This is a genomic window from Bradyrhizobium sp. 604_D8_N2_3 (genome assembly GCF_051810765.1).
In the GTDB taxonomy this organism is placed as follows: domain Bacteria; phylum Pseudomonadota; class Alphaproteobacteria; order Rhizobiales; family Xanthobacteraceae; genus Bradyrhizobium; species Bradyrhizobium barranii.
This window is the reverse complement of record NZ_JBPWPM010000001.1, coordinates 6,352,894-6,378,338: the sequence shown is the minus strand read 5'-3', so window position 1 is coordinate 6,378,338 and position 25,445 is coordinate 6,352,894. Positions and strand designations below refer to the sequence as shown.

20 protein-coding genes are annotated in these 25,445 nt (G+C 58.7%); 14 read left to right on the top strand and 6 right to left on the bottom strand.

Translation table 11 applies throughout. The annotated features are described in order from the left end of the window. Positions 1-10: 10 nt before the first annotated feature. The 3 genes from AB7245_RS30600 to AB7245_RS30590 form a co-directional block, all read right to left on the bottom strand. Entirely contained in the window at positions 11-988 is a 978-nt protein-coding gene (locus tag AB7245_RS30600) for a glycosyltransferase family 2 protein (RefSeq protein ID WP_212095417.1), read from the bottom strand. Positions 989-1,571: 583 nt separating this feature from the next. After that, positions 1,572-2,267 (bottom strand): WbqC family protein, encoded by a 696-nt coding sequence (locus tag AB7245_RS30595; protein ID WP_354134161.1) that lies wholly within the window; start codon positions 2,265-2,267, stop codon positions 1,572-1,574. Positions 2,268-2,399: 132 nt separating this feature from the next. Beyond that, the gene (locus AB7245_RS30590) at positions 2,400-4,040 is read right to left on the bottom strand and encodes a hypothetical protein (protein ID WP_354134160.1); all 1,641 of its coding nucleotides are present in this window, start codon (positions 4,038-4,040) and stop codon (positions 2,400-2,402) included. A gap of 609 nt (positions 4,041-4,649) precedes the next feature. Between AB7245_RS30590 and AB7245_RS30585 the strand changes: the two genes are divergently transcribed. Further along, positions 4,650-6,443 carry a hypothetical protein gene (locus tag AB7245_RS30585; protein WP_439035258.1) on the top strand — a complete coding sequence of 598 codons (1,794 nt, stop codon included), beginning with the start codon at positions 4,650-4,652 and terminating at the stop codon, positions 6,441-6,443. A gap of 2 nt (positions 6,444-6,445) precedes the next feature. Here AB7245_RS30585 and rffA read toward each other — a convergent pair whose 3' ends face one another. Continuing rightward, entirely contained in the window at positions 6,446-7,606 is a 1,161-nt protein-coding gene (gene rffA / locus AB7245_RS30580) for a dTDP-4-amino-4,6-dideoxygalactose transaminase (RefSeq protein WP_354134158.1), read from the bottom strand. A 372-nt stretch (positions 7,607-7,978) separates the two neighbouring features. Between rffA and rfbA the strand changes: the two genes are divergently transcribed. The 3 genes from rfbA (at position 7,979) to AB7245_RS30565 (ending at position 11,859) form a co-directional block, all read left to right on the top strand. Continuing rightward, on the top strand, positions 7,979-8,869 hold the full coding sequence (gene rfbA, locus AB7245_RS30575; protein WP_212095421.1) for a glucose-1-phosphate thymidylyltransferase RfbA: 891 nt from the start codon (positions 7,979-7,981) through the stop codon (positions 8,867-8,869). A 12-nt stretch (positions 8,870-8,881) separates the two neighbouring features. Beyond that, a complete protein-coding gene (rfbB, locus tag AB7245_RS30570) occupies positions 8,882-9,946 on the top strand; it encodes a dTDP-glucose 4,6-dehydratase (RefSeq protein ID WP_439035257.1) in 1,065 nt (354 codons plus the stop codon). Between the two features lie 581 nt (positions 9,947-10,527). Beyond that, positions 10,528-11,859, top strand: a complete 1,332-nt coding sequence (locus tag AB7245_RS30565) for an O-antigen ligase family protein (protein ID WP_439035256.1) — start codon at positions 10,528-10,530, stop codon at positions 11,857-11,859. Here AB7245_RS30565 and AB7245_RS30560 read toward each other — a convergent pair. Both AB7245_RS30560 and AB7245_RS30555 read right to left on the bottom strand, forming a co-directional pair. Further along, on the bottom strand, positions 11,848-12,840 hold the full coding sequence (locus AB7245_RS30560; RefSeq protein ID WP_354134155.1) for an ABC transporter substrate-binding protein: 993 nt from the start codon (positions 12,838-12,840) through the stop codon (positions 11,848-11,850). The genes AB7245_RS30565 and AB7245_RS30560 overlap by 12 nt on opposite strands. Before the next feature lie 69 nt (positions 12,841-12,909). Beyond that, positions 12,910-14,235, bottom strand: a complete 1,326-nt coding sequence (locus tag AB7245_RS30555; protein ID WP_439035255.1) for a hypothetical protein — start codon at positions 14,233-14,235, stop codon at positions 12,910-12,912. Positions 14,236-14,478: 243 nt separating this feature from the next. On the opposite strand from AB7245_RS30555, the gene AB7245_RS30550 reads away from it, so the two are divergent. From AB7245_RS30550 to AB7245_RS30505, 10 genes are all read left to right on the top strand, one after another. After that, on the top strand, positions 14,479-15,615 hold the full coding sequence (locus tag AB7245_RS30550) for a Gfo/Idh/MocA family protein (protein WP_439035254.1): 1,137 nt from the start codon (positions 14,479-14,481) through the stop codon (positions 15,613-15,615). Beyond that, complete coding sequence (locus tag AB7245_RS30545) at positions 15,612-16,079, top strand: acyltransferase (protein ID WP_354134152.1); 468 nt, start codon at positions 15,612-15,614, stop codon at positions 16,077-16,079. Before AB7245_RS30550 ends, AB7245_RS30545 begins: the two co-directional genes overlap by 4 nt. Positions 16,080-16,090: 11 nt before the next feature. Next, positions 16,091-17,191, top strand: coding sequence for a DegT/DnrJ/EryC1/StrS family aminotransferase (locus tag AB7245_RS30540; RefSeq protein WP_354134151.1), 1,101 nt, complete (start codon positions 16,091-16,093; stop codon positions 17,189-17,191). A gap of 25 nt (positions 17,192-17,216) precedes the next feature. Further along, positions 17,217-18,767, top strand: coding sequence for a lipopolysaccharide biosynthesis protein (locus AB7245_RS30535; RefSeq protein ID WP_354134150.1), 1,551 nt, complete (start codon positions 17,217-17,219; stop codon positions 18,765-18,767). Positions 18,768-18,851: 84 nt separating this feature from the next. Beyond that, positions 18,852-20,690, top strand: coding sequence for an asparagine synthase (glutamine-hydrolyzing) (asnB, locus tag AB7245_RS30530; protein ID WP_439035253.1), 1,839 nt, complete (start codon positions 18,852-18,854; stop codon positions 20,688-20,690). A 3-nt stretch (positions 20,691-20,693) separates the two neighbouring features. Further along, the gene (locus AB7245_RS30525; RefSeq protein WP_354134148.1) at positions 20,694-21,785 is read left to right on the top strand and encodes a glycosyltransferase; all 1,092 of its coding nucleotides are present in this window, start codon (positions 20,694-20,696) and stop codon (positions 21,783-21,785) included. An 87-nt stretch (positions 21,786-21,872) separates the two neighbouring features. Further along, entirely contained in the window at positions 21,873-22,469 is a 597-nt protein-coding gene (locus tag AB7245_RS30520; RefSeq protein ID WP_354134147.1) for an acyltransferase, read from the top strand. A gap of 18 nt (positions 22,470-22,487) precedes the next feature. Further along, positions 22,488-23,345, top strand: coding sequence for a class I SAM-dependent methyltransferase (locus AB7245_RS30515; protein WP_354134146.1), 858 nt, complete (start codon positions 22,488-22,490; stop codon positions 23,343-23,345). Next, entirely contained in the window at positions 23,342-24,268 is a 927-nt protein-coding gene (locus AB7245_RS30510) for an NAD-dependent epimerase/dehydratase family protein (RefSeq protein WP_439035252.1), read from the top strand. The genes AB7245_RS30515 and AB7245_RS30510 overlap by 4 nt, the downstream gene beginning before the upstream one ends. After that, positions 24,265-25,425 (top strand): glycosyltransferase family 4 protein, encoded by a 1,161-nt coding sequence (locus tag AB7245_RS30505; RefSeq protein ID WP_354134144.1) that lies wholly within the window; start codon positions 24,265-24,267, stop codon positions 25,423-25,425. The genes AB7245_RS30510 and AB7245_RS30505 overlap by 4 nt, the downstream gene beginning before the upstream one ends. Positions 25,426-25,445 lie beyond the last annotated feature (20 nt).

Below are 25,445 nucleotides of genomic sequence, written 5' to 3'. Positions count from 1 at the left end.
CTCGCGTCTGTCACTCTCGGCCTTCTGTATCAAGGAGGGAAGCGGGCTGCATCTGCTCCACGGCGGGCCTGGACGACCGGTGCACGGAGCGCACGATAGTGTAAGGTCTGCGCTTGGTCTCGGCCAGGATGCTGGCCATGTAAATACCCAGTATGCCGAGGATCAGCGTGATGAGGCCTCCGAGAAACCACAGCGAAATAATCTGCGAGGTGAATCCACTCACCCCGATTCCGTTCGTGAGGTAGCGCAGCAGGAAGTAGAGCACGACACAGATCGAGGAGAAGAAGATCGACAACCCCGTGTAGAAGACGAGATACAGCAGTCGCGTCGAAGAGGTGGTCAGGTGCTTAACCGCAAGATCGATCCGCCTCCACACCGAGTAGGTCGACGGCGAGCTCGATAGCTTTGCGACGGTCATGGGGATTTGTCGAAACCCGGTGACCGCCCAGAGATCGGACATAACGAACTCCCGGTCGCGATGGCGGACCAGCGCCTTGACATAAGCGGCCGTCATCAATCGCGAGGTCACGAGATTGCGCGGCAGCGGTCGGTCGCCGAGTGCATCGACGAGCGCGAAAAACACCGCGCCTCCGGTGCGCTCCAGAAAACCGCCGCGTCGGGTCTGCTGTACGCCGTACACGACGTCGCAATCGCCCCGACGAAAGCGTTCATAGAACGACGCAAGATCTTCCGGCTGCTCTTCAAGGTCGCTGTCGATCAGGAAGACGAGCTCGCCGGAGGCATGAGCCAATCCCGTCATGATTGCCTTGTAGTGTCCGAAATTTCGGGAAAGATCGAGGACGATGACCCGAGGATCCGATCTCTGCACTTTCAGCGCCCTCTCCAGGCTGTCGTCTGGGGAGCCGTCATTCACGATTATTAGTTCGATTTCACCGGTGATCTGGCGTGCCACTTCGATCGTTCGCCGGTAAAATTCCTCGACATAGGCTGCCGATCGGTAAAGAGTGGTGACGATCGAGATTTTCATCTGCCGCTCCGCCGTGCGCAGAAGAGGGCCGAGCGCGCGTGGTGCGTGACTTTCCGGCATTTCAATGGAGCGAACACGAATCTATATCGCGGGTACTGCCGTTCAAAACCTTCGCCTCCGGGCAATCTGTCGCGCTCTGCTCTATCCATCAAACTTCTCTTCGAAACTAAGGTAATTCGCGAACGCCGCGATCTTGCAAATGCCGTTAGGACGTGACGGATGGCCAACGAACAACCTGTCATACGACAGGCAAACTCGACGGGCAAACTTACAGCACCTCCGACAACCACGGTGATGAACGCGGCGAAATGCACGGTCTTGGAAGCGCTTTTCGCAGGGAGCGGTCCAGACCTCGGCGGAACCTGCCACCTCAGTATTCCGCGAAACCTTGTTTCGGTATGCCATGGGTCAATTCGGTCGACAGGTTTCTGAGAATGCAGAATTTTGACGTACGCTCGGGATGGTTTCGAACTAATATTGTTTAAATATTTCAATGATTTGGAATATTTTTGATGGCAAGGAGGGCATTCGCCACTGCGCCGTTCGAGCTTTTCACATTCGCCATTGAAGAGCAGTCTGAGACTCAGTCCATGGTCTGTGGGATGATGAAGCGCGGTGCTTCAGGACCAGTGTTGAAGAGGACATCGAGCACGCTCACGGCATGTTCGAAGCTGCCATGAAGTTGCGGATACTCCGGATAGCCGTCGTAGCTCATCCAGTCGGTGGCGATCCCGGCGGCGGCAAACAGCGCTTCGTCGAGGTAGGCGCGTGCGGAAGGCCCGCTAAGATAGCGCCGGGCGCCCGCGGCCGCTGCAATCGCGAGCAATCTCTCCGTCTTGGCGCCGTCTGCTGGATAGGCCATATCCCTGACGATGTTCGTCCTCAGCCCAAGCAGACTTGCAATCTCGCGCGTGAACAATTCGTTGACGGCCGTGAGATGCGTCTCCTTGTCGGCGCGCTCATACCAGCCCCTCACAAGGGGCGCCAGAGCTTCGAAGAACGGTGCACGGCGATAAGCGAGCTCGAGCGCTCGCCAGTGCTTCTCGGCCCAAGATTTCTCGATCAGGACCTCGTCGATCGGCTGATCGAACCGTCCCTTCGTGATGACAGGTATCGTGAGCCATTCCAGGCCGTTTGCGGTCTTGATCCGATTTCGATTGTGCCAATGTCGCTTCACGAACTGCATGCGATCGTAGATCACATACTCGTCGCACTGCCCGATAAGGTCGAAAAAGCCCTTCCAGGGGATATAGCAGGACTGGATGATCGAAATTCGCAAGTTGCCGTTCCTGATAAGATCTGCCTGAAACCTAGACGCGCGGTATCTAGCCCTTTCCGGCGCTGTGGAAAAGGCCGGGCCGGCGCGTTCAGGGCAGATTTGGCAGCCGGTCAGGGCGGATAGCGGCACCGTTTATTCGGTTGCTGCTGCGCAGCTGGCGTTCACGATAGTCCACAGTTCGCCTTTGCTTGTAATCTGAGTCCGCAGCGGCGTCCCATAGTGTTCCATGCAATACGTGTTCAGGAGTGCCTGTTGCGACGGTGCCGCGATCAGGGATATTCCCGCCTCGGAGCGCAATCGCACCAGGAAGCCTCTGTTTGCAGCTTCATCCGCGGTGGGGACGGAAAATGGCGCGAGCGTCAATGCGCCCAGGCCGTAGAACCGGATTGAGCGGACCTCCTCCGCGCGTGTGAACACCGGAAACACGGTCTCAAATGGCAGCGCGTCGCCCCAAATGAACGTCGAATCCGATGACGAAAATTTCTGATGCCGGGCGAGCTCTATGGCTCGGTTGTCCGCGTCGGCCTCTCTGATGAGGTACCGACCGTTAAAAATTGCGCCGGCAATCACGGCGGCTGCCAGAACGATCCCCCTCCACTGTGGCAATCGCGATTGCATGGCCAGAGGAGCGAGCGTCAGAAGTGCGAGCAGCGGGAAGCAGACGCGAACCGGCGGCGGGCGCCCAATCGCCGCAAGTATGAGGATGGCAGCATAGAAGAGTAACCAGGCGAACAGCAGGCCTGGCCTCAACAAGACCATCAGCAGGAAAGCCCCGACACATGTCAGTGCTAGCAGCTCCGGACTCCGCGGCAACGCGTTAACAACAGGCAGGCTCGCCGCGAGATTTGTTTCGACCATCGTCTTCGCCGGAATTTCGCCGATCAGTGACCGGAGCAAATCCGGATTGGAGAGCTGCGGGTCGACGAAGAACCAACCGCTGACCATCCGAACGTCGTTCGCGGACACGCCATGCCGGTCCATGAGCTCGGGACGATCCAGGATGAACTTCGCCGCGCCGAAATCCGTGAGGGGGGCTCGCGCCGCGTTCTGTTGCCGGAAGGTCTGCCATTCCGGCGATGAGTAGGCCCGCTCGTCAGTGATCGTCGCGCCGGCGATGCAAATCACAAGTCCGGCCGCTGCCCAGCGTGCAGGACGTGCGTCGGCCAATTTGCGCCAGGGCAGCAGCGGCAGGGCAACAGCCATGACCAGCGCGAGTTCGAGATCCCGGATCAGAAATGCGAGAAAGATAAGCCAGCATGCGGCGACGAGATCGCGAACAGATCCGTGGCGAGAATAGGCCTGCAGGCCGAGCACGGCCGAAACCGCGAGCAATCCGGCTGTTACCGTGAATTGCGGCAGGAGGGTCGGTCGCATGAACACGAGGATCACGGCGAGGATGGCAACGATCGGCCTAACACCCAGGCGCAACAGAAAATAAGCGGTCGCGCCGCTGGCCAGTGTCATCGACAGCAATGTCGCGATGGAGTAGCCGAGTATGCCGTCGATCATCGGGAGGCTACGGACGAAGGAGCCCCACAGCACGTTGGAAAAGAACAGAAGATCCGAACCGTAGCTGGCAATGCCGTAGCCATGAGCGACCATCGACATCGTGACGTCGTCGTTACTTTCCCATCTGGGATCGAAGGCAGAGCAAAGCAGGATCGTCCAGCCGATTGAAATCGCGGCGGCGGTGAGCAATGCGCGGGCCGGCGATGAGCCGCGACCGGTCGCGCTCGGAGAGACGAGTGAGGTAATCGAAATGTTTGAATACATTGATTGGAAGAATCGCCGCTTTCTCGGCTATCGTTCTTTGCGGCGGATCCGCCAACCCGATCATCCGCTCCCACCCGGCCGGTGAGTCATAGAGGATTGAGCAGGCTATGGCAAACAGCCGGCCGACATCGAGTGAAGGATGCCTTGTACGACTGCTCTGAAAGGCTGCGAGGCGCACCGCTGGTGGGTGGCGCTGTGGGTTGATAACGCCGCGGACCGGATCTACTTTGGCGCTGAAGCCTCACCATCGCTGGTTTATTTTGATAGTGGGCCATCGTAGGGAAATATTGATGTCTGAATGCTTTGGGCCAACAGTATCGGCCGCGCTGTGTCCTGAGCTGGCCCCGCAATCATGATTGCCACAGCACCATATCCTAATGTCAGGTTCGACGATTTCGCGGGAAATCCAGGAACGATGCGTCCGATCGCGCTGCTCGCGACGCCGGCTCAGCGCAGCCCGGCTCTCGATCTCATCCGCCATGGGACGGGGTAGCCCTGGTGCCCCAAACCGACGTTAAACGAGCTTCTTCGATTGCATCGAGAGTGCGCACGTTGTCTCATTGCAAAGGTTCGGTTGAAGTGGTTGACGAGCAAAAAAGGGGAGGCCCGGTGGACTTCGCCTCATGGGCAGCTTTGCTTGGCATCCTGCTGGCGAGCCTAAGTTTGATGAGCTGGCTGTTGCTACTCTGTCGGTCAGGGTTCGACTTGACCGACGAAGGCTTCTACCTGCACTCGATCGCCGAACCGGGGAACTACCCATACTCGGTAACCCAGTTCGGATTTGTCTATCATCCGCTGTACAAGCTGGTTGGCGGCGACGTGTCGCTTTTGCGGGGCACCAATCTTCTCATTTCAATCAGCCTTGGGTTCCTGCTATCTTCGGCCATTGTGCTACCTGCCTTCGGGCCCTGGAGTTTAGTGTCCCGAAGCACGCGCGCGGCCGTCATCGCGTCTGCCTTTGCCGTAGCTGTCGCATCGCTCTCGTTCTTCGCACTCTGGCTTCCAACACCGAACTACAACACCCTGACCTTCCAGTCTTTGCTGGTTGCAGCAACGGGATTCGCTCTCGTTCGCGAGCCGCGATATCGTCTGGCGGGCTGGCTGCTGATCGGCCTCGGAGGAGGGGGCGCGTTTCTGGCGAAGCCGACCACCGCTGCGGCGCTTGCCTTCATCGCGTTGCTGCATGCCGCGATAGCCGGTCGGCTGCAGCTTCGTGAAGTCCTTGTCGCCGCCTTCGCCGCAGTCGCGCTGCTCGCCTCTGCGGCTTTGCTGATCGATTCTTCCTTGCACCTTTTCTTTGACCGGATGGCTGGCGGTCTTAAGCTCGCCGAGCTGATGTTGCCCTTTCAAGACGGCGTACTCAAAAGTTTCAGCCCGGAATTTCTCCACTTCAGTCACGAAGCGAAGGTCAGGTTTGTCACGCTCTTCGGCACGTATTTGACGATAGGGGCCTTGTGTTTCACCGTGACGCCTCCTGCGCGCATCGCCGCTGCGTTGATTATCTTGTTCAGCTCGGCACTTTCGATCTTCGCTCTGTTTGGATTTGTGGCCGTCAAGGCTTCAGATGAGCCGGGGGAGACCTATCTTTTGCTTGCGGGAGCCGCTGGCATCACGGCCGCTTCCGCGCTCGTCTTGAAAGCATGGCCGTCCCGTCAATCGATAGCCACCGCTTGTGTACTCTTCCTGCTTCCGTTTGCCTTGGCTGTGGGAACGAACGCCAATGGCTGGATGACGGCGGGGCGCGCCGGCTTCTTCTGGATTATGATCGGTCTGCTCGCCGCATGCAGATTGGCCGTCGCGCAAGCTACTTGGCGTCCATTGCTTTGCGTCGGTTCCTTATCGCTTGTGGGCACCACAATTTTGGTCCATCTCGCCACCGAATTCCCATACCGGCAGACGCAGCCCCTGCGATTGCAACGGCGCGTCACGGAGGTTGGTCCGGCAAAGACCCGGCTGGTTTTGACCGAGCAACGTGGAGCGCTGATTTCCGGTCTGCATCACCTTGCTGCGGAAGGCGGTTTCGAAGCCGGTCAGCCGATGCTCGATCTCACAGGAGAAAGTCCCGGACTGGTTTACGCTCTGGGCGCTCGTCCGCTAGGCGTTGGCTGGACCCTCGGAGGCTATCCTGGATCCGCGAAGCTCGTGTTGGCGGGGCTTAGTTGGGAGAGCTGTGCGGCAATCGGCGCATCCTGGATCTTGTCGTCCGGGACATCGCGGGGGTCGATCTCGCCTGATTTCCTTAGAGAAGTCGGAATAGACGCCCGTTCTGATTATCAGGACGTCGGAACCATCGAATCCGATTCCACGTTCGCCCAATTCCCGAAGATGCATTATCATCTTCTTCGACCCGCCAGAAGCCAAGCCACATCCATATCGTCTTGCGAGAGCGCGCGAGGCGAATAGAGCTAGCGGCTGGCGACGTCTCTGGACTGGCCTCGTAGATGGCGCCCGAGCACCTCGACGACGCGTTGCTGCTGGGTCTCGTCGAGACTGGTCCACATTGGCAGCCTCACGAGCCGCTGCGAGAGCGATGCAGTCAGCGGCAGCTCTCCATGGGTTCTGCCGAAACGCGTTCCGGCGGGGGAGGAATGCAAAGGAATGTAATGAAACACTGCTCCGATTTGCTGATTTTTGAACTCGCTGAAGAGGTGCTGTCGGTCGAACTCGGGCGCCAGGATGACATAGTACATGTGGGCGTTGTGCTCGCAGCCGTCCGGCACGACCGGACGGCGGATGAGGCCTGCTTGTTCGAGCGGGGCGAGCAGATCGTGATATCTGTCCCAGATCGCGAGGCGCCCTTGCGTGATTTCGCGTGCCTGTTCGAGCTGAGCCATCAGGAAGGCGGCTGCCAGTTCGCTCGGCAGGAATGATGAGCCGACATCCTCCCAGGTATATTTGTCGACTTCTCCGCGGATGAAGCGGCTGCGGTTCGTGCCTTTTTCGCGCAGAATCTCAGCACGCTGGACCAGGTTGCGGTCATTCACCAGCAAGCTGCCGCCTTCGCCCGAGATGATGTTTTTAGTTTCGTGGAAGCTGAACGCGCCGAGATCTCCGATCGAACCGAGGGCTCGGCCCTTGTAGCTTGCCATCACGCCTTGCGCGGCATCCTCCACGATCCTGAGATCATGCCTCCTTGCGATTGCTGTGATCGAATCCATTTCGCAGGCGACTCCCGCGTAGTGAACGGGGACGATGGCGCGCGTCCGCGGAGAGACCGCAGCCTCTATGAGCCGCTCGTCCAGATTAAGCGTATCCGCGCGGATATCGACGAAGACGGGTACTGCACCGCGAAGCACGAAAGCATTCGCCGTCGAGACGAACGTGTACGAGGGCATGATGACTTCGTCGCCCGGTTCAATGTCGACAAGCAGCGCGGCGAGCTCCAGGGCCGCCGTGCAGGAGTGGGTCAGAAGCGCCTTTGCGCAACCGGTCTTGCTTTCGATCCACTGGTGACAACGCTTGGTAAACGGCCCGTCCCCGGAGAGTTGACGATGAGCGATCGCTTGGTCGATATAGCCGCGCTCATTGCCGGTGGCCTGAGGCTTGTTAAAGGGTATATAGGTCAATGCGGGTGCCCGCTGATACTGGCTTGATGGTCGTTTGGCTCTGGTTTTGGCCGGCTGCCTCTCGCCGCCCGATCGATATCCCTGTCGGAGAAACGGAAACGCGGCTCTGGCATGACCGATGAATAATATGATAGTTCATCCTTATAAGCAACGCGATCCCGTGCGTAGGTCAGGGTGTGATGTCGCGCTCGAGCGCAATTCGGCCCTGCTTGCGAAAAGCGCTATTTCGATGAACCCGTTCCCTCCGGCTTCCTTGGTCCGAAGCGGTTGTAAAGATCGCAGATTGAGAATCGGCTTGCGTTGCCTAGGCCATTCACTAGCAAGTGGCGAGCGTGTCGACTAATATTGGTAGTTGGGCGGCTTCGAGGACTCATGAAGGGTATCATTCTAGCGGGGGGAACGGGTTCCCGGCTCTATCCGGTGACCGCCGTGGTGTCGAAGCAGCTTTTGCCGGTCTTCGACAAGCCGATGATCTATTACCCTCTATCCACCCTGATGTTCGCGGGTATCCGGGACATCCTCATCATCACGACACCGCAGGACCAGCCCTTGTTTCAGCGGTTGCTAGGTGATGGCTCCGAGATCGGACTTCGCCTCTCCTACTCTCATCAGGAAAGTCCGCGCGGGCTGGCTGATGCTTTTATCGTTGGCCGAGACTTCGTCGGAAACGACTCGGTTGCTCTGGTGCTCGGCGACAACATCTTCTACGGCAATCGTCTTCCGGAAATGCTTTGCCAAGCCGCTGCGCGGGGGGCTGGCGCCACGATTTTTGGATATCCCGTCAACACCCCGGAGCAATATGGCGTTGTCGAACTTGATGCCGGCGGGCGCGTGCTCTCCATCGAGGAGAAGCCGCTAGTTCCGCGGTCCAACATCGCCGTGACGGGTCTTTATTTTTACGACAATGATGTCCTCGATATCGCCGCCGGGATAGCGCCGTCTTCACGGGGCGAGCTCGAGATCACCGACGTCAACCGCGCCTATATGGAGCGTGGAGAGCTGTTCGTACGGGTCATGGGCCGCGGGATGGCCTGGCTCGACACTGGCACGCATTCCTCGCTTGTCGAAGCAAGCCATTTCGTTCAGATCCTGGAGCAGCGCCAGGGCCTGCGCATCGCCTGTCCCGAAGAAATCGCGCTGCGGAATGGCTACATCTCCTTGGCCGCCTTCGAGAAGCTGGCGCAGAAGAACGCCAAGAGCAGCTACGGCCAATACCTGTTGTCGGTCTACCGCTTCTTCGGGCGCGAGGTTGGTGGTTCCTGAAACGGAGACGGTATGCGTTTTGACGGGACCACTATTTTCGTGACCGGCGGCGCCGGCTTCATCGGCTCAGCCGTGATCCGCCATCTCCTTTCGGATAGCGGCGCACGCGTCGTCAATGTCGACAAGCTGACCTACGCAGCCAACCTCGATTCCCTGCAGGGCGCGGCCGGTCATCCGCGCTATGCTTTCGAGCAGCAATGCATCAGCGAAAGCGCCGGGTTGCAGAGCCTATTCGAGAAATACCAGCCGGATGCCGTGATGAACCTCGCGGCCGAAAGCCACGTGGACCGTTCGATCGACGGCCCGGCGGAGTTCATCAGTACTAATGTGGTGGGCACGTTTACCCTGCTGCAACAGGCGTTGCGCCACTGGCGGCGCCTGACGCCCGAGAAGCGCGCCCGCTTCCGATTTCTTCACGTCTCGACCGATGAGGTGTTCGGGTCACTCGGCCCCAGCGGTCTGTTCACCGAGCAGACTTCCTACGCGCCGAACTCTCCGTACTCCGCTAGCAAGGCGGCGTCCGATCATCTCGTCCGTTCCTGGCGCGAGACCTATGGCCTTCCCACCTTGGTGACCAATTGCTCGAACAATTACGGGCCATATCATTTTCCCGAGAAGCTGATCCCACACATGATCATTCGCGGACTAGCGAACGAGCCGCTGCCGGTCTACGGCGACGGTAGCAACGTCCGCGACTGGCTCTATGTCACCGATCACGCGGACGCGCTGATGTTGGTGCTCGAGCGTGGCGGCGTTGGGGAGACCTATAACATCGGGGCGCGCTGCGAACGGACCAACCTGGATGTGGTGGTGCGCATCTGCGATCTGCTCGATGAAATCTTGCCCGGCGCCGCGGCTCCGCGCCGGGACCTCATCAGCTTCGTAACCGATCGTCCCGGCCACGACCGTCGCTACGCCATGGATCCCGGAAAGATCGAGCGCGAGCTTGGCTGGCGCCCACGTGAGGATTTCGAGAGCGGCCTTGCCAAAACTATCCGCTGGTTCTGCGACAACCGGGCATGGTGGCAAGGCATTCTCGATCGCGGCTACCGAAGCGCGCGGATCGGTCTCGGCTGAAAAGACGTCCTTGCCCTGTATTTTGCCAGTCGCGCTCCACCTCCCGGGTGTGATGGGAAGGCCGAAACGTGGATCGCTTGTTGGTATGAAAATACCGCATCGCGCCCGGCAGACGGAGCCGGACCCATGGCTGCCGAGGGTGCGGTAACTCATCAAGATCCGCGTGTCGATATCTTCATTGCAGAAATGGCTTACATGATCTCTTGGCATCGGGTTCGGACTTGCATCGGACCACCTTGCGCCGCCCGCCGACGGATCAGGGAAGCGATGGGTTCCCAGCGCAAATAGAGTTTGGCTTTCGCCCTGAGCGCCAATTCGGCCGGGTGAAGGATCGCCCCGTGGCGGTTAGACCCGGTTCCTGCTTTCTGGCGATTTAAGGATCCTGGGTTGCCCGGGCTGCAGCATCATCCTCATCTCCTGGCAATCTTTCTTGAGCGTCTGATGCAATTAGATGACCGATTGAGCGATCCGATCCTGCGCTTGGGCCAGCAACCGATGTTCTGATATATTGAAGTAATGGTCGATTAAGCTTTGTACTAGGACGTACTATTCGCCAACAGTATGCTGAGGGGGCGGGACCATTGATCAGGATACCGAAAGCAGCGAGCTTGGCGTTTGCTCTAGCACTTTCCGGCTCTGCGGTATTTGTCTTGATATATGGATCTTTGGGCCTGAATGGATTCGGCGCTTTTACGGCGTCATATCTGGGCCTGACCGTCCTTATGATGATGGTTTTCGGCTCCTTTAGAGATTTCCGCTTCTCCGCGCTGGATGTTCCGTTCCTGGTTCTGATTGTCTGCGCAGGCGCATCTTTTGCCAACAATCCCGTTCATGCAGACCTTCGGGAATTTGTATTGCTGATGCTGGCAGCGTCGGCTTATTTTGCTGGACGTTTTCTTGCTAAGGAGGATCTGTCCGTCCTGCGGGCGACCTCCTTTTGGACATCGGCTGCCGTCGTTTGCGCGGGTGCAGTCCTGACGGTTCCATATCTCATCTCAGATTCCCAGCGTGGCGCCTTGGGAAGGCCGTTCGTGCTGGGGTTTGATAGCGCAACGACGGCTTTTTCAACCTCTCTAGGCATCTGTGTTATCGTATTATTGTCTTCGGGAAATAATTGGCGAGCTTGGACCCGATACGTAGCCGTGGCCATGATCGGAATCTCGACGGCGGTCTTTGCTGCCTCGATGGTCCGTTTCTCACTTTTGGCGATTATGGCTTGCGCGGCGCTCTGTGCCTTGGTGTCAAAGCATCGGCGGCGCTTTGCCTCGGGCTTGTTAGGCCTCCTTGTTGCATCAACGGGTCTCGGCTTGATTGCCAGATCCACCAATGCGGACCTCTATTTGCGCTACACGATCGAGGGAACTAGCTCAAGCAGCATTGGCTCAGCCGGCATCTTTCCCCCGTCCCATGCGGCATCAAGAAATCCCGAAGCGACCACAACCAGTTGTGAGCAGGTAAATACCAGAAACTCGGTCGCTATTCGAAAGCAACTGATGTCCGACGCTTTCGATCTCATTCCGCGGGCTGGTTTCTTTGGTTTTGGATTCATGTCTTTTGGTAACTTGGGATGCTTTCAGGGTATGTCACCCCACAATGATCTCGCACAAACAATTATTGAGCTTGGCTGGATAGCTGGGATAGCATTTTCGCTGTTGATTATCTGGGTACCCTTGTCCCTCGCTAAGTCGGCCCGTTCCGACGACGAGATGCTTTTCCCGTTTTTGCTAAACGCATTTATGATCATGCTCAGCATGAGTTATGGCCAGATCGGGAGAGACCTGCCGCTTTTTCTGTTTCTCGGTTTGGGTGTCAGTGTGTTGTCGAGGAATCATTCGCCAGCGGCGGCTGCTGAGTACTTGCCATACCGCAGCGAGCACGGAACTTCCGACAGGAAAGTTGAATCATTTTCGTAGTTGTTCAGGTTCGCAAGGGATTCCGGGCTCTGCTATGTCCCAATTGCGACCGCTAAAGCGCACGACATCGAGTTTGCAGCGGTTCACCTCGCTCGGGTCTCGTAGTGTCAACTCGATCGATCGCGCCAGGGAGTAACCGTAAGCAGCCGCGTTGGAATCCCAGTCATCCTGTGGCAGGTGCGCCCGGCTGAACGTCTTCCATTTCGCTGAATCCAGTGAAGTGACAGCGCCCTCATTCGCTATCGAGATGATCTGTGCACTAGGATTGAGCCGTCCGTGGTCGAGCGACAAGGCTGCATCGCTCATGACAAGAACAGGCTTCCACTCCAACTTGGCAAGATCGCGGCTCAGCTTCAGCTGCAGAGTCTCAGGACCAAACATAACAAACAGTCCGGAACGACCTATGCTCACGAGCTCAACCTGGTTCACGCGTTCATCGAGTTTCTTTATCTCGTCGGCATGCGCAATTGACGTTCGAGCGCGCTCCATGCCCAGACCTTCATAAAACCCGCTGGTGTATTCCGAGTTCGCTGGTTGGATCATCGCAATAGTGGAGTCAGGCAAATGCCAGGATACATAGCTTCCCAGTATTTTCGCCTGTCGAAAGCTGGGCACCCAGTGAAACAAAACAGGTATCTTCTTCAATCTCACATATGGGTGGACAATTTCGTTCGCTCTAGCGTTCAGGTCGAACAGGCAGGCAACATGATCCCTTTCGACGAGCGTTCGAGCCAAGTCTAGGGTCTTCTTCGAGTTGTCCTCGTCGTCATATGCGATGACCACGACCTTGCGACCCGAGATGCCGCCGCCGTTGTTGATCTTCTTGAAATATTCAGAGATCACGCGAGTCCGAATCAGCCTGCCTTCAGTCACTTCATCGTGGCTGAAAATTGTTCCGATACGGATGTCATTGCCGCTGACAGGTTCGTCGCTACGCGCAAATTCAGGAAGCGCAATAAATCCGAACAGCAGGACGATCAATGGGAGCAGCCTCTGGACAGCGATCATCTAATCCGTACCCAAGGTCTCACTGCGGGCATTGGCGTGCCATTACTTTCTGCGCCGATGAAGAATATCTCTTGCCTTGATCAATGCAAACAGCGTCAACGGAATGCTTGCCAATCCCCCGCCTAGCATTGCAGACTGTATCGAGCTGAGCATGAGCTGGACGATGCCAATAAATGAACAGCCAAGTAGCCCGATTGTCATCGGCGACTTGCCTTCGGCAACGAAGATGACGTCAATCATTCTACAGATCGCTCCCGCCAGAATGCTGGTCACGGCGACGCCAAAAAAGGAAAAATCCGCCCAGGCGTCGGCGATGAACATCGCATTGCTGGTCGAGCCGGATTGACCCCGCCACAACAATGAGACCTGTTCGTAGGCTGGAGTGAATTCCTTGTTGAACAAAATCGCCACAACGCGAATGTTGAGGCCCCAAGTATGCGAGATGTAATATGGAATCGCGCTGAAATATTCCAGCAGCACTTCATTCGAGATGAAGAACGTGCGCCAGAAGAAAAACTCCGTGGCTGATGTGGCGCGCGAAGCCTCCGGGATCGAGAGCTCGACCAGAGGATAAAACACAAGGGCAACCGCAGTCGCGGCGGCGACGCCGAGGCCGACACTGTTTCGATTACGAAAGGAAAGCAGCGTGGCCAGGCCAATCTGTGCCGCCAGCAAAGCTATCGGCACCTTGCTGAGGGTTTCCAGGCGACCAAGCAGTGTGAGCCCGAACAGCACGCAGGCAGTCGCGAGCAATAGCCAATTGCGCTTGATCAGACCTTCGAGAAAGCTCCACGTCAGGAGAAAGGGAGCGATTGAGGTAAGCGCGACCCGGTAGGCATAGGAGGCGCTTCCCGCATGCAGCAGGCGATATTCCCCTTTTGCGGATTGCGAATTGGCCGTCTCGAGAAAGCCCAATATGACGGCGATATGGTGCTCCCGTATGGAAGTCCAGGCCATGAGCGCAATCAGGGTCGCATTGACCGCAATCAACCAGCCGTCGATCGAGGATGCGCTCCGAAGTGGATTGGCATTCCAGTCTTGCAGTGTCTGGGTCAGTTTTAGCGCTCTTCGTGGGGCTAATCGATCGATCAACTCGATCCCGATGATACAACCCAGATACGTCATGGCGATCGCGAGATTGAGAGACGCGGACGCATCATCAAAGTAAGGCGTCTTCATCAGCTCCCGATAGATCGGGGAATCCTGATTGTAGTAAAGCATGTAAACGAGGTAGGCGGGGCCATAGAGCAGCAGCAGGAAGCTGAGCAGCATTGACGTGGCGGAGATGAAGCCTCGCGTCTTTTTGACGAGGTAAATGGCGGCGCCGAGCATCGAGAAGGCGGCCAGCAGAAGAGTCGCGGCGGTCATGCGCTCAAGCGCCCCGGTTCAGGGCAGGCGACGCCGGATATCCGAGATCCGAGGCCGTCTTGCTGTTTCCCGATCCAAACGATTGTCCTGCTGGGCCTGTAGCCCAACGGATTCACGGAGTTGGCACAGGCGTTCTTTATGAGAGTTGCTCATTGGACTAGACTAGGGCAGTTTCCGATACTTATCACAGGAACTCAACCCTCTTGATTGTTTTGCGCTTTTTCTAGTATTCAAGCGTGGTTATTGGCGAGGCTTCGGGGTGGACTGGGTGATCAACCGATCGTTGGTGAGCCGTTTCGGATTAGCAGGACAAGTTTCATGATCAGATTCGGTCTGCTTGGTTGTGGGCGCATTGCCAAGCGCCATTCGGAGCTATTGGGGGGGGGGCATATCGACGGAGCGCGCCTCGTCGCGGTTTGCGACCCAATTCGCAGGCGCGCCGACGCCGTTGCCTCGAAGTTCGGCGTCCCGGCAAGCTACGACATCGACGACTTTCTTGCCCGCAAGGATATCGACGCGGTAGCGGTCCTGACCCCGAGCGGAATGCATCCTGAACACGTGATCGCCTGCGCAAAGGCAGGCAAGCATGTCGTCGTCGAAAAGCCGATGGCGTTGCGTCTCCAGGACGCCGACGCGATGATCCGTGCTTGCGATGAAGCAGGCGTCAAGCTGTTCATTGTCAAGCAGAACCGCTTCAACGTTCCCGTCGTCAAGGCGCGTGAGGCGCTAAACGCTGGCAGGTTCGGCCGATTGATTTTGGGGACGGTTCGGGTGCGCTGGTGTCGCGATCAGTCTTACTACGATCAGGACGACTGGCGCGGAACCTGGGCTCAGGACGGTGGTGTGCTCACCAACCAGGCCAGCCATCATGTCGATATGCTGGAGTGGTTTTTCGGGGATGTCGTCAGCGTTCACGCCCGCGCGATTACTGCGCTTGCCAGGATTGAAACTGAAGATACCGCTGTCGCAACGCTGAAATTCCGCAACGGGGCGCTCGGCATCATCGAGGCGACCACCGCGGCCCGCCCGACCGACCTCGAAGGCTCGCTTTCGATCCTCGGCGAGGGCGGCACGGTTGAAATCGCTGGCTTTGCGGTCAATCAGATCAGGCATTGGCGTTTTGTCGACGAGCTTGCGTCAGACAAGGATGTGGTTGAAAAATTTTCCGTCAATCCGCCGAATGTCTACGGCTTCGGCCATCAGGCCTATTACCAGCACGTCATCGATTGCCTGATCAATCAGCGAGCGGCGCTGGTGGACGGGCTTGAGGGCCGCAAGAGCCTGGAGCTGATCTCCGCGCTCTATGAGTCGGTCGAGACCGGGCAGGAAGTCCCGCTGCATTTCACGCCGCGGCTGTGCCGCCTCGGTATGGCGTCGTGAACCAGCCGCAATCAAATCATGTCGCAGTACGCGACGTGACGTTCGGCGCCCGGGTAAAGATCGTCGAACCCTGCAATCTCTATGACTGTGAGATCGGCGACGATTGTTTTGTCGGACCTTTCACCGAGGTCCAGAAGGGCGTTACCATCGGCGCCCGCAGCCGGGTGCAGTCGCACGCCTTCATCTGCGAACTGGTGACGATCGGCGAGGATTGCTTTGTCGGTCACGGCGTGATGTTCATCAATGATACCTTCGCCACCGGCGGCCCGGCTCGCGGCGACAAGGCGTTGTGGCGGAACACAGTGATAGGCAACCGAGTGTCGATCGGCTCTAACGCCACCATCATGCCGGTGCGCATTGCCGACGATGTGGTGATCGGGGCGGGTTCGGTCGTCACCATGGACATCGCGGCCGCCGGCACTTATGCCGGAAATCCCGCGCGACGGTTGGTGCCCCGGAATTAGAAGGTGGATTCATGCTGGTACCCTACGCGGATCTGCAGCTGCAGTATCAAAACATCAAGGGCGATATTGATGCGGCGATAGCCGCGGTAATTCGCGACAATTCCTTCATTCGCGGACCCTACGTCGATGCCTTCGAGCGGGACTTCGCCAAGGCAGTCGATATCAAGCATTGCGTGTCCTGCGCCAACGGGACCGACGCGCTCTATCTTGCAATGTCGGCACTCAAGGTGCAGCCCGGCGACGAGGTCATCACCACAGCGCATTCGTGGATCAGCACATCGGCGATGATCACACATGCCGGCGCAACGCCGATTTTTTGCGACACCGACGGCGCGAACTTCACCATTGATCCGGCGGCGATCGAAGCTGCGATTACGCCGCGAACGGTGGGCATCATTCCGGTGCATCTGTACGGACAACCGGCGGACATGGACGCGATCATGGCGATCGCGCGCAAGCAGAAGCTATGGGTGGTCGAGGACTGCGCGCAGGCGCATCTGGCGCGCTACAAGGGCCAGCAGATCGGCACCTTCGGGCAGGCAGCGACCTATTCGTTCTATCCGGGAAAGAACCTGGGGGCGATGGGCGATGCCGGCGCGGTGGTTACGAAGGATCCGGACCTCGCCGAACGTATTGCCATGCTTGCGCGGCACGGAGGACTGCTCAAGCACCAGCATCAGATCGAAGGGATCAACAGTCGCCTTGACGGCCTGCAGGCGGCAATTCTGTCGGCAAAGCTACCGCACCTTGCGGAGTGGACCAAAGCGCGTCAGGAGGCGGCGAAGCGCTACGACAACGCCCTCAACCAGATCGAAGCCATCGAGATCCCCCAAGTGGCCCCGGGCCGGGATCACGTCTACCATCTGTACACAATCAAGCATCCGCAGCGTGACAAATTGGCAGCTTACCTCGCGTCGAAAGGCATACAGACAGCTGTCAATTATCCGACTGCGCTGCCGTTTCTGCCGGCCTACAGTCGCTTCGGTCATCGTCCGGAAGAATTCCCGCATGCATTTCGGGACCAGAGCCGGATTTTGTCCTTGCCGATGTTCGCCGAGATAACACCTGCTCAGCAACAGGAAGTCATTGAAGGGATCCGGTCTTTCCAGTGATGGAGCGACTGGCTCGCGTGGCGCGATGACCCAAGGCGGCGGCGCGAAGCGGCTGGTCGGAAATTCGATCTGGAACGTTGCGGCGTTCGTCGTCGTCGCCGCGCTGAACCTGATGATCTTGCCCTTTGCCGTGCGTCGTCTGGGTGTGCCCGCGTTTGGTGTGGCGTCCCTTGTTGTGGCGTGCATGGCGCCCGCCTTGATCTTCAGCAGTGCCTTGTCGTTGTCGACCTCGCGAGAGTTGGCTCACGGGCTTGCACATGAGCGGATAGGGGATACGCGCAGGCTGTTTGCGACAGCGATGTTCCTGGCGCTCGTGGTCGGCGTCTTGCTATCGTTCGCGTTTGCCTTCGCAGGGCCGCAGCTAGCGCGACTCGCTTTCAACTTGCCCGGTAATACTGGAGAGGATCTCGGCGTCGCGTTTGCTTTTGGTGCAAGCGGGTGGCTTTGCCAGTGTCTGATGTCAGTTCCGCTCGCCCTCCTGATCGCGCGGCAGGACTATGCGCGGATATCCGCCGCCGCCATGCTCGGCACGGTGGTTGCGACCGTGTCGATGCTGGTCCTGCTCCCCGGCCGTCCGATCCCCTCGACCTTTATTGCATGTCAGGCAGCGGGTTTGATGGCGAACCTGGCGGCCGTCCTTGCGCTTGCTCTCCGTTCCTCGAGCCGTTGGATGGCTTGGCCGGCTCTCCGACGCGAATCGATTCGCCGAATTTTGCATGTGGGCTCCTGGCAAATGGCAGCCCAAGGCGGAGCGCTGATCGCAGCGCAGGCCGACCGTTACCTGCTCGGAATCATGTTGGCACCTCAATTCGTCGGATTTTATTCGGTTGCTCAACGGCTCGAGGAGGCCGTCTACATCGGCATCCTCAAGGTCGGCGAGATCTTGTTTCCCTTCTTCAGCGGGATGCAGGACGAGACGTGTGAGCGCAAGGCGGAACTGGTCTTTCGCTCGTCGTGGATCTTGAACCTGCTTGCTGCAAGCGCGCTCGGCGCGATCGTTCCTGCGGCCGGCCCGCTCCTGACATTATGGGCAGGCCCCGAGTTGGCTTCGGGTGCGCGTCATGTGCTGATGGTCCTGGCGATCGGCGGCATGCTTGGCTGCGGCGTGAACGTATTTGCGTTCTTTCTACTGGCGCAAGGCCGTTCGAAGTCGACAGCGCTGATTTCCCTGGTGACAGCGTTCTTCACTTTGACAACCAGCGCTCTCGCGCTTCCTTATTTCGGATGGTCTGCAGCCGGGTGGAGCGCATGTGTGGGCGTAGCGGCTCAGAATGTCGCGACCGCTCTCTTGCTCAAGTCCACCTTCAGGCAGATTTCGATCTGGTCGCGGTTCGCTCATCTCGTGGCGCTGCCGCTGCTCGTCGGCATAGGAACCGCTATCTTGTTGGGGCAGCTGATGAGTTTGGACGGGCTTGCCGTGCACGCAAGCTGGCCGGTTGTCGGCGGCCTGTATTGCGTCTCCGCCGTTGCGATCTTCATAGCGGTGGCGGCGGCGTCTCAATTCGGCCCATATCGCGCCAGCTGCCGCGAAGACCTGCGTGTCATTGCACTCAGGGCTTTTGTATGGTTACGGTGACGAACTGGTGCTGAGGGCTGCAGGAGACCGGAGGCTGCTTGGCGTCAAGGATTTCTGTTCTCCCCATATAGGTTACCTGGACTGATGTGCGGCATAGCTGGGATCGTCGATTTCGGAGGCAAGCCGGTCGCGGCGGACGAGCTTGGCAGGCTCACGGACTTGCTTTCGCACCGCGGGCCGGACGGCGCGGGTGTATGGCTCAGCGCGGATCGCACGGTCGGATTGGGGCATCGGCGGCTGGCGATTATCGACGTCAGCGACCGTGGCTCGCAGCCGATGATGTCCAGCGATGGCCGATATACGATCGTATTCAACGGAGAGATCTATAATTTTCTCGAGCTGCGCCGAGAGTTGGAGAGCGCAGGCGCGATTTTTTGCAGCGACTCGGATACCGAGGTCATTCTCGCTGGCTGGAATGCCTGGGGCGAGGCCATGCTGCAGAAGTTCAACGGCATGTGGGCTCTTGCGATCTACGATACTGTCACAAGGGAGCTCTTCCTTGCGCGCGACCGCTTTGGCGTGAAGCCGCTGCTCTATGCCAGATCGGGGACACGGTTCGTGTTTTCGTCAGAGCAGCGCGCCTTGGTTCGAAGCAGGTTCGTTGACAGCGCCGTCGATGCGGACGTCGCCCGGCGGCTGATGGTTGACCCTTTCGGCGTCGAAGCAAGTACGCGAACATTGTGGCGTGAGGTCAGCCGCCTCCAGGCAGGGCATTGCATGTGGCTGCGGGAAGGGCGCCTCGAGATCAAGCGCTGGTGGCGTACAGTTGACCATCTGCCTGAGGTCCCGAGAACGGAGCCGGAGCGAGTCGCGCGATTCCGCGAGTTGTTCATGGATTCGGTTGCGCTGCGCATGCGCAGTGATGTGCCCATTGGCACGTGCCTGTCCGGCGGATTTGATTCCTCGGCCGTGGCATGTGCGATGGCCGCGCACGAGAAGAGCGGACTTGGGCCGCGGGACAATGTGTCTTGGCGTCACGCGTTCGTGGCGATTTTTCCGGGCTCTTCCAACGACGAGCGGCCAATGGCCGAGGAAGCGGCGCGATGGGCCGGCATTTCTCCCACCATGCTCCCGATCGGGGACAAGGATGCGCTGAACGAGATTGACCGCATCATCGACGACAATGACGACGTGTATATCAGTCTGCCCAGCGCAGTCTGGCTGATCTATCGCGAACTCCGCCAGCACAGCGTCACTGTTTCGCTCGACGGCCACGGGGCTGACGAGCTGATGGGCGCCTACCTACAGCAGGGGCAGTCCGCGGCTTTCAAGCTCCGGAATGCTCTAGCGGCGGGAATGCTTCATTCGCAACTCGCGCGACGGGCTGCGGATCTCTCCCGTGCAGCAATACTGGGGCAGCGGGGACGATATTTCCTGAGGGGCGGCCTGCGCGCACTCCCGAAGCCGTTCGACCTCGCAGCGGAAGGCGACAGACTCCCTTCGAGCTGGGGGCCGCTCAACCGCCGGCTTTATCGCATGTTTCACAGTACTGTTCTGCCGACTATCTTGCGGAACTTCGACCGTCTTTCAATGGCGCATGGCATCGAGGTGAGAATGCCGTTCATGGATTGGCGGCTGGTGACCTACACCATGGCGCTGCCTGACGAGAGCAAATGGTCCCAGGGCTACACCAAGATGGTGGCGCGCCAGGCCATGGCGGGAGCGATGCCCGAGGCGATCCGGATGGGACGGCGCAAGGTCGGCTTCAACTCGCCGATGCCTGAATGGCTTAATGGACCCTTAGCACCGTGGATCTTGGACTTGCTCGAAAAGAAAGTTCCGTTGTTCGCGGAACTCGTCGATGAAAGGCGACTGCATTCTGCCGTCGAGCTTCTGACCAAGCGCAAATTGTGGAGTTGGGAATCGGTTGGGCATGTCTGGCCGTACCTGAACATGAAGTGGGCTCTTGCGAGGGCAAGCTGACGGATGCGTGTCTTTCAAAACAGCGGCGTATATCCATCCTACCGCCCGCGTTTCGATGAGCTGGCTAGCGGATCGAAGAGCTTTCGAGAGCGCCGAGACGCCTTTTTGAAGGATCGCTTCGCCGCTTTGCATTTCCTTGAACCGGTGCTTGAGGGTTTCGAAGAGGCGTTTTTTACCAATGCGGACGATGAGGTGCTGCAGCGTTTCTGGGCGCGCGAGAACGGGCTGGCATCTAATACCTCGCTCGAAGACATCCTGTTGGCCCAAATCGAGCATCATAAGACCGATGTCTTCTACAATCTGGATCCAGTGCGCTTTCCGAGCGCCTTTTTGCGCAAGCTACCAGGCTGTGTACGTACCACGCTCTGCTGGCGCGCAGCGCCTTCCGGCAGCGTCGACCTAACGGCCTATGGCGCAGTGGTCGGAAATTTCCCATCGATCCTCGATTTCTGGCGCAACAATGGGTGCAGGGCCGAGCTGTTCTTCCCCGCAATCGATCCCGTGATGCGGGAATACGGTCAACAAGAGAGATCCATCGATGTCCTCTTTGTAGGAGGGTATTCGCGGCACCATTCTGGGCGCGCCAAGGCGCTTGAGCAGGTGGCCGGACTGGCACGTGCTCACGATGTTGTATTTCACTTGGATGCTTCCCGCTTAACCCGTCTGGCGGAATCACCGATCGGCCGCTTGGTTCCAGGGCTCGGGAGGCATAGACGACCGCGCGCAGTGGCTAGCATCGCCCGGCCACCAGTATTCGGGAGGCGCTTGTACGAGCTGCTCGGGGCGTCCAAGATCGTCTTTAACGGAGCGGTCGATATGGCAGGGACGGATCGGGGGAACATGCGGTGCTTTGAAGCGATGGGCTGCGGCGCTCTCCTCGTGTCAGACGCAGGAAATTACGCGGCGGGCATGGTCCCAGGGGATACGATTCAAACCTATGCTTCCTGGGAGCTCGCTGTGCCAACCATCAGCCATGCGCTAGAGTATTGGCCGCAAGCTATGGAAATTGCTGCAAGAGGTCGGTCGGAACTAAGCCAGATTTACACGAAAGGTCGGCAATGGCGCGATTTCAAGGAGCTGGTCGCGCAGTTATGAGCCACCGCAGCGCTGTTCCGAAAGAAGGCAAGTAGGGCGCCACTCTGGGCAAACAGTGACAGCGGAGCGACTCAGGAAGGAAAGCACGTGAACTTGCTTGCTCGCGGTACGATTGGTACTCTCCTTGGCTTGCCCAACTGGACTTCTAAGACAATGTCCGTGGGGGCTGGCACGACGTTGGCTCGGAGGCGCATTCGAGGTTTGCGTGGTAACAGCCTGAGGGTCGCTGACCAATCTATCATTCACGCCAATATCACATTCGAAGAGGCTGGCGGAGAGATTCAAATTGGAAGCCGGTGTTTCATTGGAAGAAGCAATCTCATTTGCTACCGCAGGATCAATATTGGCGATGACGTGATTATGTCGTGGGGCATCACTGTCGTTGATCATGATTCCCACAGTTTGGAATGGGAAGGCCGCAAGGACGATGTCCGGCATTGGGCAAATGGTCGCAAAGATTGGAGTAATGTCCCTCACGCGCCGGTTGAGATTGGAAGCAAGGTCTGGATCGGCTTCAATGCTGCAATCCTGAAAGGAGTCATCATTGGCGAAGGAGCAGTTATCGGAGCGTGCTCTGTAGTTACTCGGAATGTTCCTCCCTACTCATTGGTGGCCGGTAACCCGGCCAAAGTTATCCGTTCACTTCGACCCTCCGTTCAGGATTATTCAACCGGAGGGCTGTGATCTGCAAAGCTTTCTGTTATGACCCCTGAATCGAAGATGCTCACCTGGGAGGATGCCGTGGTGTGGCTGCGCGAGCAGCCGGATCAGCGCCAACTGGTGCTTGATGCCTATTACGACGATCCGTTGACCGATGCAGCGGAGCGATACTTCCGGAGCGGCGAGTGGCAGGAGATCGCCAAGCTGCTCGCGGGCCGCAGCGGCAAGGCGCTTGACGTAGGCGCGGGCCGAGGAATTGCCAGCTATGCGCTGGCGCGGGAAGGGTTCGACGTCACTGCGCTGGAGCCCGATGGCAGTGCCATTGTCGGCGCTGAAGCAATCCGTAAGCTGGGCCGCGATGCTGGGCTTGACATCGAGGTGGTACAGGAGTTTTCGGAAGTCCTACCGTTCGAGAGCGGCAGCTTCGACGTGGTTTTCGCGCGAGCGGTACTTCATCATACGCGTGATCTCAACGCGGCATGCCGCGAGATGTTTCGCGTGTTGCGCCCTGGGGGCGTATTCCTGGGGCTGCGCGAACACGTCATCAGCCGCGAAGAGGATTTGGCCCGTTTCCTGGAGCAGCACCCCCTCCACCGGCTCTATGGCGGCGAGTGCGCCTATCCGCTTTCAAGCTACCATGCGGCGTTGGAGAAGGCCGGCTTCTCGCGCATCGAAATCCTCACTCCACTGGCGAGTGCGATCAATCTCTTTCCCTACACCCGAGAGAGTCTGCGGGCAGCGATTGTCGACCGGCTTTCCCGACGGACTCCGGCGCGTCCCCTATTTGAGCTTTTACTCGGCCGAAGGCGAGGGTTCGATTATCTGTTGTCGCTTGCCGGACGCTTCGACAATCGTCCGGGCCGGCTTTACTCCTTCGTCTGTTACAAGAGCGCCTCATGAGCGTCTGGGTCACAGGCGGCAACGGCTTTATCGGCCGTCACCTCGTAGGTCACCTCGCCCGGCAGGGCCAGAGCGTGTATGGTCTGGGCCACGGTGCGATCGATGATTCGGACCGGCAGCAGCTTGGACTGACGGGCTGGATCAACGGCGAGATCAACGCGCCAAATCTGGACGGCTTGCTACAACGTGGTGGCACACCGAGCGCCATCTTCCACCTCGCCGGCGGCTCATCGGTCGCGCGTTCGATCGAACAGCCCTACGAGGACTTCTCGCGAACCGTTGCCGCGACGGCGAGCCTGCTAGAATGGCTGCGCCATTCCGCGCGCGACTGCCGGCTAATCGTCGCCTCCAGCGCCGCGGTGTACGGTGCGCAGCATGTTGGCGCGATCTCGGAGCAGGTCACCACGCAACCGATGTCTCCTTATGGTCATCACAAGCTGATCATGGAGCAGCTCTGCCGCAGTTACGCAGATTCGTTCGGCATTCGCGCCATCATCGTCCGCTTGTTTTCGGTCTATGGTCCCTCTTTGCGCAAGCAGCTGTTGTGGGACCTTTGCTTGCGGCTCGGGCGAGGCCAGCGGGAGCTCGTGCTCGGCGGCACCGGCAACGAGGCGCGCGATTGGACTGATGTCAGGGATGTCGTGCAGTTGGTTGCATGGCTGGCGAGGGTTGATGGGGAGTCCCTGAAGTTGCTGAATGGCGGCAGCGGCATCGCGACCAGCGTCGCGGAGATTGCCCGTTTGGTGACGAAAGCTTGGGGCGGCAATATCGCGGTGAGGTTTTCCGGCACGGTGCGCGCGGGCGATCCGTTCAGTCTGGTCGCCGACGCCCGGCAACTCGCCGCCTTGCCGTTCAACTGGCGCATCCCAGTCCAGGAGGGCATCGCCCAGTATGTGAGCTGGTACAAAGGACAAGCCCATTGAGCGTCGCTCGCCCGATCCGGCTCGCTTTCACCTTGATATCTCGCAAGGCTTGGGCGGGCGGTTACAACTACCAGCTCAATTTGTTCAATGCGCTTGCAAACTATTGCCCGGAGGCCATTACGCCCGTGGTGTTCGCGGCCGAAGGTCACGACGCCGGCGAACTTGAACCAATGCGACAGGTCCCGGCTGTTGAGATCGTTTGCTCAGCGCATTTCGATCGCCCCGCGCTGACGTCATTGCTGCCGACCATGTTCGCCCAAGATCGCGGTGCGATATCCAGCTTTCGCAGCAACAAGATCGATGCGGTCTGGGAGAACGCCCGCTTCTTCGGATGGAGCTCTCCCTATCCGACAGTGGCCTGGGTCCCCGACCTGCAGCATCGGCAGCTGCCACATCTGTTCTCGAACAAGGCGAGGCGCCGGCGTGAAATGGGTTTTCAGCTGCAGGTCCTGTCCGGCCGCACCATCATTCTGAGCAGCCGCAGCGCCGAACGCCATTGTCTTTCCTACTATCCGCGCACCAAGGGCCGAACCGCCGTCGTGAGGTTCGCCAGCGAGCCTTCGGCCGAATTGCTCAAGCTGGATCCGGTAGAAGTGCTCCAGAAGTACGATCTGCCGAGAACGTACTTCTATATCCCCAACCAGTTCTGGCGCCACAAGAACCACAGGATTGTCCTAGACGCGCTTTCGTTGCTTGCGCAGCGAGGCGTCCATCCGGTTGTCGCTGCATCCGGCGGCGGTGATCCGAATGATCCGGAATATCTCGATCAAATCGTGCGTGAAGCGGCAGACCGCGGCCTGGCACAGCAGTTCCGCTACCTCGGCATGATTCCGCTCGCCGAAGTCTATGCCCTTCTGCGTTCCAGCGCAGCGCTGATTAATCCATCTCGCTTCGAGGGCTGGAGCACCACGGTAGAGGAAGCAAAATCGTTCGGCGTGCCGATGATGCTGTCAGATATCGACGTGCACCGTGAGCAGGCTGGAGAGCGCGCGTGCTATTTTGGCGCCGACGATGCCGCAGCGCTCGCCGCCCATTTGCAGGATTTCACGTACCCCGCGTTTGTGGTGCGCGAGATGAACGATCAGTTGGGCGGGCGGGTGCGGGAGTTCGCCGAGAGCTTCTCCTCGACCATTAAACGGGTCGTTCGAGCGCATTGATATGGACTGGGTCTGCTGGA

What these genes read in the sequence shown, in the direction of transcription:
- AB7245_RS30555 (WP_439035255.1), bottom strand. Translation starts at nt 14,235, where the DNA reads ATGACCGCCGCGACTCTTCTGCTGGCCGCCTTCTCGATGCTCGGCGCC.
- AB7245_RS30600 (WP_212095417.1), bottom strand. Translation starts at nt 988, where the DNA reads ATGAAAATCTCGATCGTCACCACTCTTTACCGATCGGCAGCCTATGTC.
- AB7245_RS30525 (WP_354134148.1), top strand. Translation starts at nt 20,694, where the DNA reads ATGCGTGTCTTTCAAAACAGCGGCGTATATCCATCCTACCGCCCGCGT.
- AB7245_RS30540 (WP_354134151.1), top strand. Translation starts at nt 16,091, where the DNA reads ATGCTGGTACCCTACGCGGATCTGCAGCTGCAGTATCAAAACATCAAG.
- rfbA (WP_212095421.1), top strand. Translation starts at nt 7,979, where the DNA reads ATGAAGGGTATCATTCTAGCGGGGGGAACGGGTTCCCGGCTCTATCCG.
- asnB (WP_439035253.1), top strand. Translation starts at nt 18,852, where the DNA reads ATGTGCGGCATAGCTGGGATCGTCGATTTCGGAGGCAAGCCGGTCGCG.
- AB7245_RS30590 (WP_354134160.1), bottom strand. Translation starts at nt 4,040, where the DNA reads ATGTATTCAAACATTTCGATTACCTCACTCGTCTCTCCGAGCGCGACC.
- rfbB (WP_439035257.1), top strand. Translation starts at nt 8,882, where the DNA reads ATGCGTTTTGACGGGACCACTATTTTCGTGACCGGCGGCGCCGGCTTC.
- AB7245_RS30515 (WP_354134146.1), top strand. Translation starts at nt 22,488, where the DNA reads ATGACCCCTGAATCGAAGATGCTCACCTGGGAGGATGCCGTGGTGTGG.
- AB7245_RS30510 (WP_439035252.1), top strand. Translation starts at nt 23,342, where the DNA reads ATGAGCGTCTGGGTCACAGGCGGCAACGGCTTTATCGGCCGTCACCTC.
- AB7245_RS30535 (WP_354134150.1), top strand. Translation starts at nt 17,217, where the DNA reads ATGACCCAAGGCGGCGGCGCGAAGCGGCTGGTCGGAAATTCGATCTGG.